General features: G+C 69.3%; 16 protein-coding genes and 1 riboswitch. Of the genes, 8 read left to right on the forward strand and 8 right to left on the reverse strand.

Features of this window, described 5'->3' with window-relative positions; translation table 11 throughout:
• Positions 1-4: 4 nt before the first annotated feature.
• The 3 genes from U1703_RS02770 to cobF are packed head-to-tail and all read left to right on the forward strand — an operon-like array spanning position 5 to position 2,849.
• A complete protein-coding gene (locus tag U1703_RS02770) occupies positions 5-1,315 on the forward strand; it encodes a cobyrinic acid a,c-diamide synthase CobB (protein WP_332784713.1) in 1,311 nt (436 codons plus the stop codon).
• Positions 1,312-2,034: a uroporphyrinogen-III C-methyltransferase gene (gene cobA / locus U1703_RS02775; protein WP_332784496.1), complete on the forward strand. Its 723-nt coding sequence runs from the start codon at positions 1,312-1,314 to the stop codon at positions 2,032-2,034. The genes U1703_RS02770 and cobA overlap by 4 nt, the downstream gene beginning before the upstream one ends.
• Positions 2,031-2,849 (forward strand): precorrin-6A synthase (deacetylating), encoded by an 819-nt coding sequence (gene cobF / locus U1703_RS02780; RefSeq protein ID WP_332784497.1) that lies wholly within the window; start codon positions 2,031-2,033, stop codon positions 2,847-2,849. Before cobA ends, cobF begins: the two co-directional genes overlap by 4 nt.
• Before the next feature lie 281 nt (positions 2,850-3,130).
• On the opposite strand, the gene cobO is transcribed toward cobF, so the two are convergent.
• Together cobO and cobU are read right to left on the reverse strand one after the other, a co-directional pair.
• Positions 3,131-3,730 (reverse strand): cob(I)yrinic acid a,c-diamide adenosyltransferase, encoded by a 600-nt coding sequence (gene cobO, locus U1703_RS02785; protein ID WP_414712051.1) that lies wholly within the window; start codon positions 3,728-3,730, stop codon positions 3,131-3,133.
• Entirely contained in the window at positions 3,730-4,254 is a 525-nt protein-coding gene (cobU, locus tag U1703_RS02790) for a bifunctional adenosylcobinamide kinase/adenosylcobinamide-phosphate guanylyltransferase (protein ID WP_332784498.1), read from the reverse strand. The genes cobO and cobU overlap by 1 nt, the downstream gene beginning before the upstream one ends.
• A gap of 27 nt (positions 4,255-4,281) precedes the next feature.
• Between cobU and U1703_RS02795 the strand changes: the two genes are divergently transcribed.
• From U1703_RS02795 to U1703_RS02805, 3 genes are read left to right on the forward strand one after another with little or no spacing between them, the layout of a single operon-like run.
• Positions 4,282-5,271 carry an aminotransferase class I/II-fold pyridoxal phosphate-dependent enzyme gene (locus U1703_RS02795; protein WP_332784499.1) on the forward strand — a complete coding sequence of 330 codons (990 nt, stop codon included), beginning with the start codon at positions 4,282-4,284 and terminating at the stop codon, positions 5,269-5,271.
• On the forward strand, positions 5,264-6,199 hold the full coding sequence (gene cbiB, locus U1703_RS02800; protein WP_332784500.1) for an adenosylcobinamide-phosphate synthase CbiB: 936 nt from the start codon (positions 5,264-5,266) through the stop codon (positions 6,197-6,199). The genes U1703_RS02795 and cbiB overlap by 8 nt, the downstream gene beginning before the upstream one ends.
• Positions 6,187-7,641, forward strand: coding sequence for a cobyric acid synthase (locus U1703_RS02805; RefSeq protein ID WP_332784501.1), 1,455 nt, complete (start codon positions 6,187-6,189; stop codon positions 7,639-7,641). The genes cbiB and U1703_RS02805 overlap by 13 nt, the downstream gene beginning before the upstream one ends.
• Here U1703_RS02805 and cobS read toward each other — a convergent pair.
• From cobS to U1703_RS02835, 6 genes are all read right to left on the reverse strand, one after another.
• On the reverse strand, positions 7,626-8,342 hold the full coding sequence (gene cobS / locus U1703_RS02810; RefSeq protein WP_332784502.1) for an adenosylcobinamide-GDP ribazoletransferase: 717 nt from the start codon (positions 8,340-8,342) through the stop codon (positions 7,626-7,628). The genes U1703_RS02805 and cobS overlap by 16 nt on opposite strands.
• The gene (locus tag U1703_RS02815) at positions 8,339-8,896 is read right to left on the reverse strand and encodes a histidine phosphatase family protein (RefSeq protein ID WP_332784503.1); all 558 of its coding nucleotides are present in this window, start codon (positions 8,894-8,896) and stop codon (positions 8,339-8,341) included. The genes cobS and U1703_RS02815 overlap by 4 nt, the downstream gene beginning before the upstream one ends.
• On the reverse strand, positions 8,893-9,903 hold the full coding sequence (cobT, locus tag U1703_RS02820) for a nicotinate-nucleotide--dimethylbenzimidazole phosphoribosyltransferase (protein ID WP_332784504.1): 1,011 nt from the start codon (positions 9,901-9,903) through the stop codon (positions 8,893-8,895). Before cobT ends, U1703_RS02815 begins: the two co-directional genes overlap by 4 nt.
• Positions 9,900-10,307, reverse strand: a complete 408-nt coding sequence (locus U1703_RS02825; RefSeq protein WP_332784505.1) for a DUF1636 domain-containing protein — start codon at positions 10,305-10,307, stop codon at positions 9,900-9,902. Before U1703_RS02825 ends, cobT begins: the two co-directional genes overlap by 4 nt.
• Before the next feature lie 89 nt (positions 10,308-10,396).
• Positions 10,397-10,580: riboswitch (cobalamin riboswitch) on the reverse strand.
• Positions 10,581-10,600: 20 nt separating this feature from the next.
• The gene (locus U1703_RS02830; protein ID WP_332784506.1) at positions 10,601-12,865 is read right to left on the reverse strand and encodes a S9 family peptidase; all 2,265 of its coding nucleotides are present in this window, start codon (positions 12,863-12,865) and stop codon (positions 10,601-10,603) included.
• Positions 12,862-15,984 carry a glycoside hydrolase family 2 TIM barrel-domain containing protein gene (locus tag U1703_RS02835; RefSeq protein ID WP_332784507.1) on the reverse strand — a complete coding sequence of 1,041 codons (3,123 nt, stop codon included), beginning with the start codon at positions 15,982-15,984 and terminating at the stop codon, positions 12,862-12,864. The genes U1703_RS02830 and U1703_RS02835 overlap by 4 nt, the downstream gene beginning before the upstream one ends.
• A gap of 137 nt (positions 15,985-16,121) precedes the next feature.
• Here U1703_RS02835 and U1703_RS02840 point away from each other — a divergent pair, with 137 nt between their 5' ends.
• Together U1703_RS02840 and U1703_RS02845 are read left to right on the forward strand one after the other, a co-directional pair.
• Complete coding sequence (locus U1703_RS02840) at positions 16,122-16,556, forward strand: MerC domain-containing protein (RefSeq protein WP_332784508.1); 435 nt, start codon at positions 16,122-16,124, stop codon at positions 16,554-16,556.
• 96 nt (positions 16,557-16,652) lie between these two features.
• Positions 16,653-17,552 carry an ROK family protein gene (locus U1703_RS02845; protein WP_332784509.1) on the forward strand — a complete coding sequence of 300 codons (900 nt, stop codon included), beginning with the start codon at positions 16,653-16,655 and terminating at the stop codon, positions 17,550-17,552.
• The last annotated feature ends 49 nt before the right edge of the window (positions 17,553-17,601 follow it).

The following is a 17,601-nucleotide window of genomic DNA, read 5'->3' on the forward strand; positions in this document are numbered from 1 at the left end:
GTCCATGACGACTCCGGGCCTGATGATCGCCGCGCCCGCCTCGGGCACCGGCAAGACGACGGTGATGCTGGGCCTGCTGCGCGCGTTTCGCGATGCGGGGCTGAGCGTGCAGCCGTTCAAGAGCGGCCCCGACTATATCGACCCCGCCTTTCACCGGGCGGCGTGCGGGCGGGCGTCGTTCAACCTCGACGGCTGGGCGATGCCCGCCGCGCTGCTCGACACGCTCGGCCAGCGCGGGGCGGACGCCGAACTGGTGCTGGCCGAGGGTTCGATGGGGCTGTTCGATGGCGTTGCCAGGCCCGGCGCGACCGGCATGGGGAGCAGCGCGGAGACGGCCAGGCGCATGGGCTGGCCGGTGATCCTGGTCATCGACGTATCGGGCCAGGCCCAGTCGGCGGCGGCCACCGCGCTGGGTTTCGCGCGCTACGATCCCGAACTGCGCGTGGCGGGGGTGATCCTGAACCGCGTGGCGAGCCCGCGTCACGAGCGGCTGGCCAAACTCGGTTTCGAGGAGATCGGCCTGCCGGTCTTCGGAGCTTTGCCCCGGCGCGGCGACCTGGTCCTGCCGGAGCGGCATCTGGGGCTGGTGCAGGCGGTCGAGCATCCCGAACTCGACCGGCTGATCGGCGATTATGCGGCGTTCCTGGCGGCGCATGTCGATCTGGAGGCGGTGCGCGCGGCGGCCTATGCCAAGCCCTTCGCCGTCGCCTCCGGCACGCTCCCGCCACCGCCCGCGCAGCGTATCGCGCTGGCGCAGGATGCGGCCTTTTCCTTCGTCTATCCGCATATGCTGGAGGGCTGGCGCGCCGCAGGGGCGGAAATCCTGCCCTTCTCGCCGCTGGCCGACGAAGCCCCCGACGCGTCGGCCGATCTAGTCTGGCTGCCCGGCGGCTATCCCGAGCTTCACGCCGGACGGCTTGCGGCGGCGGAGACGTTCCGCGCGGGGCTTGTCGCCCATGCCGCCTCCAAGCCGATCCATGGCGAGTGCGGCGGCTATATGGCGCTGGGCGAAGCGCTGGTCGATGCCGAGGGGGTGAGCCACCGCATGGCGGGGCTGCTCGGCCTCGTGACCAGCTATGCCAAGCGCAGGATGCATCTCGGTTATCGCCGCGCGACGCTGCTCGGCGAAGTGGCGGGGATGCCCGAGGGCGCGGTGCTGGGCGGGCATGAGTTTCATTATTCGACCGTGATCGAACAGCCCGATACCGCGCTGGCCCATGTTGTGGATGCACAAGGGGAAGCGGTGCCCGAAACCGGATCGCGGCGGGGGCAGGTGACGGGCACCTTCTTCCATCTGGTGGCGCGCTGGTGGTGAGCGGGTTCGTATCCCTTGTCGGTGCGGGGCCGGGCGATCCCGAACTGTTGACGCTGAAGGCGGTGCGCTGTCTGTCCGAGGCGGACGTCGTGCTGTTCGACGACCTCGCCGCCGGGCCGATGCTGGGCCACGCCCGCGCCGATGCCGAACTGGTCGCGGTCGGCAAGCGTGCCGGCCGTGCCTCGCCCAAGCAGGGTGAAATCGACCGCCTGCTGGTCGATCACGCCCTCAGCGGGAAACGAGTGGTGCGGCTGAAGTCGGGCGATCCCGGCATCTTCGGACGGCTGGAGGAGGAGATCCTGGCGCTGAAGGCTGCTGGAATCCCCTTCGAGATCGTGCCCGGCGTCAGCACGGCAAGCGCGGCGGCGGCGGCGGCGGGGTTGCCGCTGACCCGGCGCAACCAGGCACGGCGGGTGCAGTTCGTGACCGGCCATGACGTAACCGGCGCGCTGCCCGCCGATCGCAACATGGCGGCGCTGGCCGATGCGGGGGCGACGACGGTGGTGTTCATGCCGAAGCGCACCTTTCCCGCGCTGGTCGAGGCGCTGGTTGCGGCTGGCCTGCCGCCCCGGACGCCCGCGTTGATGGCCGAACATGTCGGCTGTCCCGACCAGCGGCTGACCCGTTCGACCGTGGGCGACCTGGCGGTCCAACTGGCAAAGGGTGTGTCGGACAAGGCGGCGCTGATCCTCTATGGTCCGTTGATGGAGGATCTGTGATCCATCTCGACCTGATCGGCATCGGCACCGGCAACCCCGACCACCTGACCCGCGCGGCCGAGGCGGCGATGCGTGCCGCCGACCTGATCCTGTTGCCGCGCAAGGCGGACAAGGCCGAACTGATCGACCTGCGCCGCGACATTTGCGCGCAGGTGCTGGCGGGGGCGGCGACGCGGGTGATCGAATTCGACCTGCCGGTGCGGGCGGGCGAGGGGGATTATCTCGACAATGTCGAACGCTGGCATGACGCGATCGCGTCATGTTGGGCGGCAGAGATCACGGCGCATCTGCCCGAGGGTGGCCGGGTGGCATTGCTGGTCTGGGGCGATCCCTCGCTTTACGACAGCACGATCCGCATCGCTCGGCGGCTGATCGCGGTCGAGCGGGTGACGGTGGTGCCGGGGATCACCAGCCTGCAACTGCTGTGCGCGGCGCACGCCATCCCGTTCAACGCGGTGGGCGCGCCGGTGATGGTGACGACGGGACGACGCCTGCGCGAGGGGGGCTGGCCCGAGGGGGCGGACAGCGTGGCGGTGATGCTGGACGGAGGATGTGCGTTCACCACGTTGGACCAGCCGGATGCGGCGATCTGGTGGGGGGCGTATCTGGGCATGGCGCAGCAGGCGGTCGAGGCCGGGCGGCTGGCGGATGTGGCGGAGCGGATCGTCGCGCGCCGGGCCGAACTGCGGCGGGCGCATGGGTGGATCATGGATGTGTATCTGCTGCGGCGCGGCGACGATCTGGCCGGGGAGGGCATCACCCCGGGCCGGGCCCTCACCCCAAACCCCGCCCCCCTGTCGGGAGAAGGGGTTTGATGCGTTTCGCCTCGCCACAAGCTTCATCCCTCCCGCAGGGGCGTTGTAGGGCGGTCACGCCGGGGGCATCTTTCACCTGCAATCAAGGTGGGGGAGGGCATCACCCCAAGCCGTTTCGCCTGCGGCTTCGCCCCCACCCCAAACCCCTCCCCCCTGCCGGGAGGAGGGGCTTAAGGCATATCGCTCTACTCCAGGCATCTCCCCTCCCGCAGGCGGGAGGGGCTGGGGGAGGGCAGGGCCGCGAGCTATGCCGCCCGTGGCTGTATCCCCTTGATATGGGGCTAGAACTCGATCCCCCTTTGCGCCTTCACGCCCTGTTCGCGGAAGGGGTGCTTCACTTGCGTCATGTCCGTCACCAGGTCCGCCGCCGCGATCAGCGCGTCGGGCGCGTTGCGGCCCGTAATCACGACATGCGTCATCGCCCCCTTGGTGGCCAGCACCTCCAGCACTTCGTCGACCGGCAGATAATCGTAACGCAAGACGATGTTCAGCTCGTCCGCGACGATCAGGTCATAGGACGGATCGGCGATCATCCGCTTTACCTCGTCCCACGCCGTGCGCGCGGTGGCGATGTCGCGGCTGCGGTCCTGGGTGTTCCAGGTGAAGCCCTCGCCCATCGCGTGGAAATCGACCTCGGGGAAGCGCGCCAGCACGGCGGCCTCGCCGGTGGTCATCGCGCCCTTCACGAACTGGACCATGCCGACGCGCATGCCGTGGCCGACCGCGCGGATCACCATGCCGAGCGCGGCGGTGGTCTTGCCCTTGCCCTTGCCGGTATGGACGATGATCAGGCCCTTTTCGGCGTCGCGCGCGGCGACCTTGCTGTCCTGCGCGGCCTTTTTCTTCGCCATGCGCTCGGCATGTTCGGCATCGGTTCGCATCATTTCTCTCCTGAAAGGCGAAGGGGCAGCCCCGCCACCACCAGATCGGTCGCGTCGCACATCCGTGCCAGCCGCTGGTTGAGCGTGCCCTGCGCATCGCGGAATCGCCGGGCCAGCGCGTTGTCGGGCACGATGCCGAAGCCGACCTCGTTGCTGACCAGCACGACCGGGCCCGGCGCGTCGGCCAGCGCGGCGACCAGCGCTTCGCCCGCCGCCGCCATATCCGCTTCGCCGAGCAGCAGGTTGGTCAGCCACAGCGTCAGGCAGTCGACCAGCAGCACCCGGTCGGCGCGGCTGTGCGCGGCAATCGCCTCGGCCAGCGCCAGCGGCGCCTCCACCGTCGTCCAGCGTTCGTCGCGATCGGCCTGGTGCCGCGCGATGCGGTCGCGCATCTCGTCGTCCCAGGCCTGGGCGGTGGCTATGAAGCAGCCGGTGGGCGTCATCGCCTCGGCCAGCGCCTGCGCGTGGCGGCTCTTGCCCGACCGCGCGCCGCCGAGGACCAATATGGTTCGGGGCTTCGTCATGCCCATCCGCATCGCGGGAGTGGCACGATGACGCAAGCGGAAATGGGCGCGCTGACCCATCATGGCGGCCGGATCGACACGGCCAGGGCGTTGTTCCCCCAGGTGATGAAGCCATGGCTGGACCTGTCGACGGGGATCAATCCGGTGCCATGGACGGCGCCCGAGGGACTTGCGGTCGACGCCGCCCCCTTGCCGGATCGCAGCGCACTCGCCCGGCTGGAGGCCCTGGCGGCGGCGCATTTCGACGTGCCTGTCGAGCGGGTGGCGGCGGTGCCGGGCAGCGAGATGGCGCTTCGCCTGCTGCCGCTGCTCGGCATGGCGCAGCCGATCGTCGCGGTGCGGCCCACTTACGGGACGCATGGCGCCATTGCCGCCGACCATGTCGAGCACGCCGCCTTGGACGATTGGACGGGGCGACCGGGCAGCCTGCTCCTCGCCAATCCCAACAATCCCGACGGCGTCTATCGTTCGCCCGAACACCTCGCCCGGCTGGCGGCGGCGCAGGCGCGGGCGGGCGGCTGGCTGATCCTGGACGAAGCCTTTGCCGACGCGATGCCTGAACCCGGTTTCGATGGCGACGAGCGGGTGGTGGCGTTGCGCTCGTTCGGCAAGTTCTTCGGATTGGCGGGTGTGCGGCTGGGCTTCGTGATCGCCGCGCCCGACGTCCTCGTGCGGCTGCGCGACCTGCTGGGCGACTGGCCGGTATCGGCCCATGCCATTGCCTGGGGCAGTGCGGCCTATGCCGATCGCACCTGGATCGCCGCGACCCGGACCGCGCTGGCCGAGCGGGCGCGTGCGATGGACGCGGTGTTAGCGCGCCACGGCCTGATGGCGCGGGGGGCGTGTCCGCTGTTCCGCATGGTCGAGACGCCCGACGCCGCCGCCATCTTTCATCGACTGGCGGCGGCGGGCATCCTGGTCCGCCCCTTTGCCGATGCCCCGAACCGGCTGCGCTTCGGCGTGCCCGCCGTGACGGCGGATTTTGAACGACTGGACGAGGCATTGCGACATGGCTGATCCCGTGGCCCTGATGGCGCTGGCGCTCGATGCCGCGATCGGCTGGCCCGACCGGCTCTATGCGCGCATCGGCCATCCGGTGGGCGGCTTTGCGCGCTTGCTGAACTTCGCCGAGCGGCTCGGCAACGGGCCGAAGCGATCCGAAGGCGTGCGGCGGGGGCTGGGCGTGCTGACCATGGTGCTGCTGATCGCGCTGACCGGGGGGATCGCCTGGGGGCTGGATCATGCCGTCCATGTGTGGCTCGGCCGCTGGGGCTGGATCGCGAGCGCCGTGCTGGCCTGGCCCGCGCTGGCGCAGCGCAGCCTGTACGTGCACGTGCGGCCCGTGGCGAACGCCCTGATGCGCGGCGACCTTGCCGCCGCGCGCAGCCTCGTCGCACGGGTCGTGGGGCGCGATACCGAGCGGCTGGACCAGGCAGGCGTCTCGCGCGCCGCGATCGAGACGCTGGCGGAGAGCTTTTGCGACGGCATCGTCGCGCCCTTGTTCTGGCTGCTGCTCGGGCTGCCGGGGGTGTGGGTGTACAAGGCGATCAATACCGCCGACAGCATGATCGGGCACAGGGAGCCGCGCTGGCGGGCGTTCGGCTGGGCGGCGGCGCGGATCGATGACGGGGCGAACTGGATCCCGGCGCGGATCGCCGGTGTGCTGGTGTGCGTCGCGGGGGCGGGCGGCTGGGCGGTGATGCGGCGCGATGCGCGCGCGCATGCCTCGCCCAATGCGGGCTGGCCGGAAGCGGCGATGGCGGGCGCGCTGGGCGTCGCGTTGGCCGGACCGGTCGCATATGACGGCGTGACCCAGATCAAGCCGTGGATCGGGCGCGGGGGGCGGGCGGCGTCGCCGACGGACATCGTCACGGCGTTGCAGATCTATGCGCGGGCCTGCCTGTTGCTCTGGGTGATCGCTGGAGCTGTCGCATGGCTGGTCTGATGATCCAGGGCACCGGTTCGGACGTCGGCAAGTCGGTGCTGGTCGCGGGGCTGTGCCGTCTTTTCGCCAATCGCGGTCTGACCGTCCGCCCGTTCAAGCCGCAGAATATGAGCAACAATGCCGCCGCGACCCCGGACGGCGGTGAGATCGGGCGGGCGCAGGCGACCCAGGCGATGGCGGCACGTGTCGCCCCGCATGTCGACATGAACCCGGTGCTGCTGAAGCCGCAGGGCGACCGCACCTCGCAACTGATCGTGCGCGGGCAGGTGCGGGGCATGCTGCCCGCCTCGCGGTGGCGCGAGGGGCGGATCGGCCTGCTGCCCGAAGTGGTCGAATGCTATCGCCGTCTGGAGGCGCAGTGCGATCTGGTGATCGTGGAGGGTGCAGGCTCGCCCGCCGAGGTCAATCTGCGTCCGGGCGACATCGCCAATATGGGGTTCGCGCGCGCGGCGAACGTGCCGGTGGTGCTGGCGGGGGATATCGACCGGGGCGGGGTGATCGCCTCGCTGGTCGGGACCAAGGCGGTGATCGACCCGGCGGATGCCGCGATGATCCGGGGGTTCCTGGTCAACAAGTTTCGCGGTGACCCCGCGCTGTTCGCCGACGGCATGGCGGTGATTGCCGAGCATACCGGCTGGCGATCGCTGGGGCTGATCCCCTGGCTGACAGATGCTGCGCGATTGCCCAGCGAGGATGCGGTGGCGCTGGAGCGGCCGATGGCGGGCGCGGGTGGACGGTTGGTCGTCGCTTGTCCGATCACCCCGCGTATCGCCAATTTCGACGATCTCGATCCGCTCCGCCTGGAGCCGCAGGTCGATCTGGTCATGGTCCGCCCCGGCCAGCCCATTCCCGACGCCGCGATGATCGTGCTGGCGGGGTCGAAGGCGACCATCGCCGACCTGGCCTTTGTCCGTGCGCAGGGCTGGGACATCGATATCGCCGCGCATGTCCGGCGCGGACGGCCGGTGCTGGGCCTGTGCGGGGGGTATCAGATGCTCGGGCGCATGGTCGCCGACCCGGACGGGGTCGAGGGCCCGGCGGGCAGCGTCGCAGGGCTGGCGCTGCTGGATGTTGAGACGGTGCTGACCGGCGCGAAGACGGTGCGGCCGGTCACCGGCGAGGCGCTGGGTGCGGCGTTCTCCGGCTATGAAATCCATCTGGGGCAAACCAGCGGCCCCGATACCGCACGGCCCGTGGGGCATCTGTCCGATGGCCGGGCGGAGGGGGCGATCAGCGCCGATGGCCTGGTTGCGGGGAGTTATATCCATGGCCTGCTAGGCGAAGCGGGGCAGCGTGCGGCATGGCTGGCGCGGATCGGTGTGGCGGGGCACGGGCCGGACCACCGTGCCGATGTCGATGCTGCGCTCGACGCCATCGCCGCCGTGCTGGAGGCGCATGTCGATGGCGACGCGCTGCTGCGGATCGCTCAGGGCAGGGCGTAGAACGCGGCGGCGAGCAGCAGGGCGGTCTCGGTCAGTTCTATGCCCGCGCCATGCACGTCGCCGGTGACGCCGCCCAGCTTGCGCCGGAACCAGAGCGACAGCGCCACGATGACAAGCGGCGCGACGGCCAGCGGCGGATAGAGCAGCCCCGATGCGAAGGCGACGACGATCCAGCCGATCATGTCGACCGGCCGCACCGCGCTCGCGACCATCGCGCCCAGCCCACCGAGGCGCAACGGCGGCAGCATCCGCGCCCAGACCAGCGGCCCGATCCGCGCCGCCGCCGGGATCAGCGCGAGGATCGGCCATGTGGCCGCGGGCAAGGCGTGGAGCAGCACCAGCTTGGCGAGCAACTGCAACGCCAATGTGGTGACCCCGAAGCTGCCGATATGCGGATCGGCCATGACCGCCAGCAGCCGCGAGCGATCGCCATGCGCCGCGCCGAGCCCGTCGGAAAGGTCCGCCAGTCCATCGAGATGAAGCGCCCCCGTCGCCCAGACCCAGGCCACCAGCGCCGCCAGCGCCCCCGTCCACGGATCGACCCGCGCCCCCAGCCAGCCCGCGCCCGCGACGATCACCCCGATGACCAGCCCCGCGACCGGATAGAGCCGGATGGCGCGGGCGAAATCGGCCTTGTCGGCCTCGACCCGCGGCATCGGCAGGCGGGTCAGGAAACCGAGCGCGACGATCAGCGTCCTCATGCCGTCACCAGCCCGCTGACCTGCGCCGAGCGGGGCTCGCCGTCCCACACCTCCAGCGTGACCAGGCTGGCATAGGGCAGGGCGAAGGCCCAGACCGCGCGGGCGTCGAAGCCGCACAGGATGTGCAGTGCCGCACGCATCGCCCCGCCATGGGTGACGACCAGCGTCGGCTCGGGCGGCAGGTCGGCGATCGCGGACCCGACCCGCGCGACCAGATCGGACCAGCGCTCTCCGCCCGGCGGCGGGGCCGCATCGGGGTCGTCCCAGAACCGGGCGAGCGCGCCTGCGTCGATCTGAGATGCGGCCATGCCGTCCCATGCGCCGAAATCCAGTTCCCGCCAGCGCGGATCGACCTCGGCCGGGCCGATCGCTTCGGCACAGGCGCGCGCGCGGGACAGGTCGGAGGACAGGCGGCGTGTGACTGGCAGTCCCGTCCCGCGCACTTTGCAATCGGCAATGCCCTTGGCCGTCGCCAGGCTGTCGGTCCGGCCCAGCATCCGCCCCGCCAGGACGGGTTCGCCGTGGCGGAGCAGATGCAGGCGGAACGTGGTCACGCGCCCGATACGCCCGCTTCGGCAAAGGTCGCCATGCCGTCATGAGCGGCCAGTGCCGATCGAATGACCGCGACTGCGACCGCCGCGCCGCTCGCCTCGCCCAGCCGCATGTTGAGCGACAATATGGGCTCCAGCCCCAGCCGGGCGAGCAGCAGCGTGTGGCCCGGCTCGGCCGAGCAATGCCCCGCCAGGCAATGGGCGGTGATGTCGGGATTGGCGGTGGCCAGCGGTGCTACGGCGGCGGTGCCGATGAAGCCGTCGAGCACGACCGGAATCCGCTTCAACCGCGCGGCCAGCACCGCGCCCGCCATCGCCGCGATCTCGCGTCCGCCCAGGCGGCGCAGGATCTCGAACGGGCTGGTGAGATGGGGCCGATGACGGTCCAGGCCGTCGGTCACCGCCTGCGCCTTGCGGGACAGGCCGTCGGCATCGACGCCCGTGCCCGGACCGACCCACAAGGCGGGCGTGCCGCCGAAGCTGGCAGCGGCCAGTGCGGCGGCGGGGGTCGTGTTGCCGATCCCCATCTCGCCCAGCACGAGCAGGTCGGCATCGCCCACCGCCTCGGCCCCGGCGGACAGCGCGGCCAGGCATTCCGCCTCGTTCATCGCGGGCGCGGTGGTGAAGTCGGCGGTCGGCCGGTCGAGGTCGAGCGGCACGACGGACAGCGCCAGTCCGGCGGCGGCGGCCAGCGCGTTGATCGCCGCGCCCCCCGCGGCGAAATTGGCGACCATCTGCGCGGTCACTGCCGCCGGAAAGGCGCTGACCCCGCGTGCGACGACGCCGTGATTGCCCGCGAAGATCACCGCGCGGCCGTTGGTGATCCGGGGCCGCTCGACACCCTGCCACCCGGCCAGGAAGATCGCGATATCCTCAAGGCGGCCGAGCGAGCGGAGAGGTTTGGTCAACTGGCCCTGCCGCGCGGTCGCCGCTTCGCGGGCCGCCATGTCGGGCTGGCTCAGCCTGTCCAGGGCAGCCTCGAACGCGGCGACGGTCGGGAACGGGCTCATTCGACGACAAATCCCTCTGGCGGCGTGCGGGTGATGAAATGACCCTTCACCCCCTGTGGCCACTGCTTGTACGGCACCTGGCCCCAGTCGCTGTCGGCATAGACGCGGGCATAGTCCAGGATGGCGCGCGCGGCATCGTCGTCGGGGGCGAACTTGCCCATCACGTACCCGACCTTGCCGGGGCAACGCACATACACGGTGCAGAAGGACTGGCACGCGAACAGGCAGGGCATTTCCTCGACCGCCACATCGGCATAAGCGGGGTCGGCGGCCTGGACGCGCCGCAGCGCATCGACCAGCAGCGCGCCGCCGCGCCGCCCGTCCTCATTCTCGCGCGCATCGTCGGACAGGCGGCAGGTGTTGCAGGCGATAACGGCGGGGCCGTTCGCGGCGGGTTTCAGCATCGGTCGGTCTCGGTCACGGGTAAATCTCCACAGGCGCTGTCGTCGCGCGCGGGGATAGCCCCGTTTCGCCCGGCACACCCTGACCGACCGAAGGACGACCGCGACGGGCAGGTCTCCTGGCTCGCGGGTCGGGGCCGGTCCGCCGCCTTCTCGGAGCGATGCTCCAATGGCGTGATGGCGGATGGCTCGCCGCTTACAGTTGCAGGGGCAGCCGGGGTTTTGCACCCCATTCCCTTTTGATCCCCAAGGGGAACCTGTCGCGCGCCGAGCGATAGGCGTGGGCGGGGAGGATGTCACTCCTCCCCGCGCAACGCCTTCAGGAAAAAGGCATATTGCCGCCGCATCGCGTACGCCACCGGTCCGGTGCTGCGCCCGGCGGTATGCTCGCCGCCGGGGATGACGAGGAGGTCGAAATCCTTGTCCGCCTTGATCAGCGCATCGACGACCTGGGTCGTGCTGGCCGGGTCGACATTGGAATCCTGTTCGCCGACGACCAGCATCAGCTTGCCCTGCAACTGCCCGGCATGGACCACGCCCGAGGCGTCCAGATAGCTCCGGTCGACCGGATAGCCCAGCCACTGTTCGTTCCAGTCGATCTTGTCCATCCGGTTGTCGAAACACCCGGCATAGGCGACCCCGGCCTTGTAGAATTCGGGGTGGAACAGCAGCGCGTTCAGCGTGCTCTGCCCACCCGCCGAGCCGCCATAGATGCCGGCACGGCTGATATCGACCGCCGGGTCCTTGGCGGCCAGCGCCTTCATCCAGGCGATCCGGTCGGGAAAGCCGCTATCGGCCAGGTTCTTCCAGGCGACGTCGTGGAAGGCCTTGGACCGGTTGGCGGTGCCCATGCCGTCGATCATCACGACGATGAAGCCCAGATCGGCGAGCTGCTGCATCCCCATGACCTTGTCGCCGCCGGAGAAGGCGCCGAACGGCCAGAAGGTCTTGGGCACGAAACTGTCATGCGGCCCGGCATAGATATTCTCGATGACCGGATAGCGCCTGGCCGGGTCATAGTCGCGGGGACGGACGACCAGGCCGTAAATGTCGGTCTTGCCGTCGCGGCCCTTGGCGGTGAAGCGCTCGGGCGGACGGAAACCGGCGGCGGTCAGCGCGGTGATGTCGCCCTTTTCCAGCGTCTGGATCAGCCGCCCGTCGCGCGCGTCGTGCCACTCCATCGTCTCGGGGCTGTCGGTGCGCGAATAGACATCGACATAAGTGGACATGTCGGGGGAGAAGCGCACCTCGTGCGTCGCATTCTCCTTGGTGAGGCGGGTCAGGTTGCGGCCGTCGAAATCGACCCGGAACCAGTGTTTGTAATAGGGGTCTTCGCCTGGCACGAAGCCGCTGGCCGAGAACCATATCTGGCGCTTGTCGTCATCGACCTTCGCGATATCGCGAACCAGCCAGTTGCCCCGGGTGATCTGGCGCACGACCCGGCCGGTCGTCCCGTCGATCAGGTAGAGATGCCGCCAGCCGTCACGCTCCGACGCCCAGAGGATCTCGCGGCCCAGCCCTTTCACGTCATGCGACCAGATCCGGTCGCGGAAGACGAAGGTCCTGGCGGTTTCGGTGACGGCGGCGCGCGCCCGGCCGGTGTCGGCGTCGACGGCGATGATCTTCGTCTCGCCGAAGCCGCGCTTCAGGTCGGCAAAGGCGAAGCTCTTGCTGTCGGCGCGCCATTCCGGCGCGGACAGGGTATAGGCATCGGCGAACAGACCGGGGTCGATCTCGGTCCGCTGGCCGTCCGCGACGCGGAACAGGACGGGGGTTTCCTGGTCCACCGCGTCGCCGGGCTTGGGATAGAGTTGCTGGATCACCTCGGGCTGCACCTTGCCCGGCGGTGCGGCGAGGATGCGGGTGACCATGCGGGCATAGCCGGGGCGGACGCGCTGGAGCGCGATATGTCGGCCGTCGGGGCTCCAGGCCAGGCTCTCGGGGTCGTAGAAATTGGCGGGGCTGCCGTCCTGGCTGCGCCATAGCTCCTTGCCGCCCTTCGCCTCGCGCACGACCAGATTGTCGTCGAGGACCAGCGCCTCCAGCCTGCCGTCCGGCGACAGGCGCGGATGATTGTCGGCGGGCACGCGCAGGTCGCGCACCACGCCGAAGCCGCGCGGGCGGCCGGGGTTTTCGGGCGCAACGACCGAACAGACCGGCTGGACCAGGGTGCAGCGATAGACGGTATCGTCATAGCCGATCGAGAAGCGGATCGCCGAACGATCGGGCGTATAGCTGAAATGCTCGAAGGGCAGGCGCAAGGGGGCGATGGCCTGACCCATCGCCTTGCCCAGAGCGGGCGCCAGTGCGGCGGCGTCGAAGGCGGCGGCCTTGGCGCGGGTGGCGGCGTCGACATCGACGAAGGCGAAGCCGCCCGCCACCGTCTTGCGATAATGGAAATGCCGCCCGTCCGCGTCCCACTCGGCGGGCGATGCGATGTCGCGGGTCAGCCATTGCCACTGCTCGCGAAGGGCCAGGGATTTTCCGATCCGGTCGGGCACGGTTTGTGCCGCGACCGGGGCGGCGGTCAGCAACAGGGCGAGGGTCAGCAGGGATTTCAACGCGCCGCTCCGATGGTGAAGCTGTAGGTCAGCGGCTTCAGCGCGATGCGGTAGGGCATGTGCGCGCGGCCATCGAGGTTCCAGCCGGTGTCGCCGCCGACCCCGGCCTGCGTGGCGTCGATCAGCAGCGAGCCGTCGCCATGGGGTGTGATGTCCGAACTGTGCGCCTGCGCAGGCGGCTTCATGGCAAGGTCGCCATAGGGGAAGGGCAGGGCGTTGACCGAGAGCGGCTGCGCGCCGGTCACGCGCAGGCCCGTGCCGGTGCCCGTCAGCTGGACCCAGCGGACATCGGTCTTGTTGCCGCTTTCCTGCGGTCGGGCATAGTCGTGATACTGGTCGGCCAGCCTGCCGTCCCAGCGCGCGATCATTGCGCCGGTCTTGCGGTCGGCATAGCTTTCCCAAGGCCCGCGCCCGAACCAGCTGACCTTGCCGAATTGCTGTCCCGGCGTCGCGAAGGCCAGGCCCACGCGCAACGGATCGGGCAGGGTCGCGCGGATCGGCGTGAAGCGCACGGTCGCGGTCGCGCTGCCGTCCGGGGCCATGGTCCAGCGGGTCTGCATCTTGACCGAGCCGACCCCCATGTCGTGATCGACGACGATGGCGTTCCCGTCGCGGCTGATCGCGTCGAGGCGGCGATGCTCGGAGAAATATTGCCACATCGCATGGCTCTTGGGCACGCCTGCGCCCACGTCATTGTCGGTGGGCGCGCGATAGAAATTGGGGGCACCGCCGGTCAGCAGCGTCTTGCCGTCGCGGGCATAACGGCGGACGAGGCCGGTCGCCCGGTCGATCTCCAGCACCGCATCGCCTGCCTTCAGGGTCATCGCATCGGTGCTTTCCTCCGGCGCGACCGATCCGGCGGGGGCGGCGGCGAAGACAGGGGCGGAGAGCGCGAACTGTTCCCAGCCGACGACATGGCCCGCAGGCAAGGGCGGGACGGCCCCCGCCCTGGTCCGTGCGCGCAGGATCAGCGAGCGTTCGGCGGTGGCGTCCTTCGCGGCGGGCAGGGTGAAGGACAGCGGCGCACTGGCTCCGGGCGCGACCGAAGGCGTGCCGATGCTGCCGCGCGCCGTCTCGACGCCGTTCTCCAGCACCGCCCAGTCCAACGTGAAGCGCGACAGGTCGATATGGTCGTGGCGGTTGACCACCTGCCAGCCGCCGCCGTCATGGGTGAAGTGGACCGGCGACTGGACATGCGCCATCTCGTAATATTCGGGATCGGGGGTGCGGTCCGACTGGATCACGCCGTCGCCGACCGGGCTGTCGTCGCCGTGCAGCCCGGCATCCTTGGGATCGGGATCATAGTCCAGGCCCTGGCCCCAATAGGGGCGGCCCGCCTTGTCCTTCAGGATCATCGTCTGGTCGACCCAGTCCCAGACGAAGCCGCCCTGAAGCTTGGGATATTTGCGGAAGACATCCCAATAACCCTGAAAGTCGCCCAGGCTGTTGCCCATCGCATGGGCATATTCGCACAGGATCAGCGGCTGGGTGAATTCGGGCCGGGTGGCGTAATCGGCCAGCTTCTCGACATCGTCATACATCGGCGCGAAGATGTCGACATAGGCGTTGGTCGGATGCCGCCAGCCGCTCATGCTATAGCCCAGGAAATTGATCAGCCGCGTCTTGTCATGCTGGCGGACCCACTTCGCCGCCGCCTCGAAATTGGGGCCGACGCCGCTTTCATTGCCCAGCGACCAGAAGATGATCGAGGGGTGGTTGCGGTCGCGCTCGACCATGCGCTGCACCCGGTCGAGATGCGCGGCGGCCCATTCGGGCTTGTGGCCCAGGTTCAGCGTCGGGTCGTTCTTTTCCTGGGTGAGGCTGAGGTAACCGTGGCTCTCGATATTGGCCTCGTCCATCACGTACAGGCCATATTCGTCGGCGAGGTCGTACCAGCGCGGGTCGTTGGGATAGTGCGAGGTGCGGACCGCGTTGATGTTCGCGGCCTTCATCAGCTCGATATCCTTCCGCATCGTCTCCTCGGACACGATGCGGAAGGTGTGCGGGTCATGCTCGTGCCGGTTGACGCCGCGGATCATGATCCGCTTCCCGTTCACCCGCACCTCGCCGCCCGCCACCTCGACCGTGCGGAAGCCGATGCGGCGGCTGGTCGCCTCGATCAGCTTGCCCCTGGCGTCGAGCAGTTCGACCAGCAGCGTGTAGAGGTTCGGGTCTTCGGCGCTCCATGGCTTCACGCCCGGAACCTCGGCGGTGATCGTCGCGCCGGTGCCGGACGGCGTGGCGGTGCGGGTCAGCACGGTGCGCTTGCCGTCGAACAGGGTCGCCCGGACGCTGGTTCCTTCCGCCGCGCCTGCCAGATCGACCTGGGCCGACAGCGCGCCGTCGCGATAGTCATGGGTCAGCCCGGCATCGATGCCCAGGTCGCGGATATGGGTCTGAGGCGCGGCATAGAGGGTGATCGAGCGCTCGATCCCGTTGACCCGCCAGAAGTCCTGATCCTCCAGATAGCTGCCGTCCGAATGGCGATACAGCTCGATCGCGATCGTGTTCCTGCCCGGCCTGGCGGCGCGGCTGATGTCGAATTCGGTGGGGAGCTTGGAGTCCTCCGAATAACCGATCTTCTGCCCATTGACCCACAGATAATAGGCGGCCCCCGCCGCGCCGATGTTCAACAGCAGGCGGCGTCCGGCGAACTGCGCAGGCACTGTGAAGTCGCGCCGATAGGAGGCGACCTCGTTCAGCCGGTGTTCGATGAACGGTTCGTTGCGCGGAAAGGGATAGCCGCTGCCGACAAAGACCGGGCGGCTCAAGCCTTGTGCCTGGAGGATGCCGGGCACCTGCACCTCGCGCCAGCCCGACACGTCGCGGGCCGGATCCTCGAAGCCGATCGGCCGCGCCTCCGGATTGGGGGACATATGGACCTTCCACAGGCCGTCCAGCGACAGGTGATAGCGCGACTTGGCCACATCGCCGGACAGGGCGGCGGCGCGGGTCTCGAACCCGGCGAAGCTCGTATGCATCGGCTCTGCGCCGATATGGTTGACCGCCGGGTTTTCCCAGTCCGGGTGGGGGGCAGGGCCTGGGGCGGTCTGTGCAAAGGCGTTGCCCGCGATCAGCGCAGACAGTCCTGCGCACAACAACAGCCGGGGGCTCGCCATATCACTCATCCTCTTTTCACGACGCGAGGAGCCTAGATTATACGGAATACAGTTTAAAGGGGGATCATGCCAAAGGTTGAAAACAATGATATAAAGTTACATATGGAGTGCGGGGGCGATTGGTAAGGCACGATGATATGATCCACGGCAGCAAGGGCGCGCACAGGCGGGCCCGCCCCGACGATGGCGAAGTGCCCTCCGGCTGGCACCTCGACGGGTTGGCGATTTCCGCATCCGCCCTGTGCCTGCTGCACTGCCTGGCATTGCCCGTCGCGATCGCCTTCCTGCCTGCGCTGTCGACCTGGCTGAACGTCGGCGAACTGTTCCATGTCCTGATGCTGGCGATCGCCATCCCGCTGAGCGGCCTGACCCTGATTCTTGGCTGGCGGCGGCATGGTTCGGTGGCGCCCGTGGTGATCGGCACCGTTGGGCTGGCGCTGCTGGTCGCCGGTCTGGGATTTGAGGGGCGGACGTCAGGCACCGTGCTGACCGTGGCGGGGGGGCTGGTCCTGGCGCTGGCGCATGTCCATAACCTGCGCGCGGCCAATATGGCACGCCTCGCCGCGCTGTAACCATCGCTTTTTCCCGCCCCCGCCCTTGACCGCAGGCCGACCTTTCGCGCACTCGCGATGGCCAGAACATCCCATCAAACGGGCGCGGAGACAGGAATGGCCGGGGCGGAAGATCGTATCGTTGCAGGCGTCGAGCTGGGCGGAACGAAATCGATTGTATTGATCGGCCGCGGCCGCGACATCCTGGTGTCCGAACGCCTGCCCACGACGACCCCCGCCGTGACCCTGGCGGCGCTGCGCCAGCGGTTGGCCGAATGGCACGAGCAATATCAGCCCGAGGCGCTGGGCATCGGCAGCTTCGGCCCGATCGCGCTCGACAAGACCGATGCCGATTACGGCCATATGCTCGCCACGCCCAAGCCCGGCTGGGCAGGGGCCGATGTGCTCGGCGCGCTGGGCGAGGGGTTCGGCGATCGCGTGGTGATCCACACCGACGTGACCGGCGCCGCGATGGCCGAGGGGCAGTGGGGCGCGGCGCGCGGCCTGTCCGACCATGTCTATGTCACGGTCGGCACCGGCGTCGGCATGGGCATCATCGTCAACGGCCAGCCGGTGTCGGGGCGGATGCACCCGGAGGCGGGGCATATCCGCGTCCGCCGCATGGCGGGTGACGATTTCGTCGGAGCGTGCCCGTTCCATGGCGACTGCCTGGAAGGACTGGTGGCCGGGCCGGGCATCGCCGCGCGCGTCGGGCGTCCGGCACAGGAGCTGGCGGCGGACGATCCCGCCTGGATCTTCGTCGCCGATGCGCTGGCCGAGAGCTTTTCCGGGCTCTTCCTGACGCTGGCCTGCGGTCGCATCGTGATCGGCGGCGGCGTCGGCGTCGGCCAGCCACAGTTGCTCGACATGGTGCGCGCCGCGACGGTCGACAAGCTGTCGGGCTATCTGCCCTTCGTCAACGCCGCCGAGGTGGCGAACCGGATCGTCCATGCGCAACTGGGCGACCAGGCCGGGCCGCTGGGTACGCTGGCCCTGGCGCGGACCGTGCTGGATTGACCTGAAATCCCCCCCGTGCCGGGGAGGATGTAAAAATCCCTGTCCTACA

The sequence above is a fragment of the Sphingomonas flavida genome (genome assembly GCF_036663655.1).
Lineage (GTDB): Bacteria > Pseudomonadota > Alphaproteobacteria > Sphingomonadales > Sphingomonadaceae > Sphingomonas.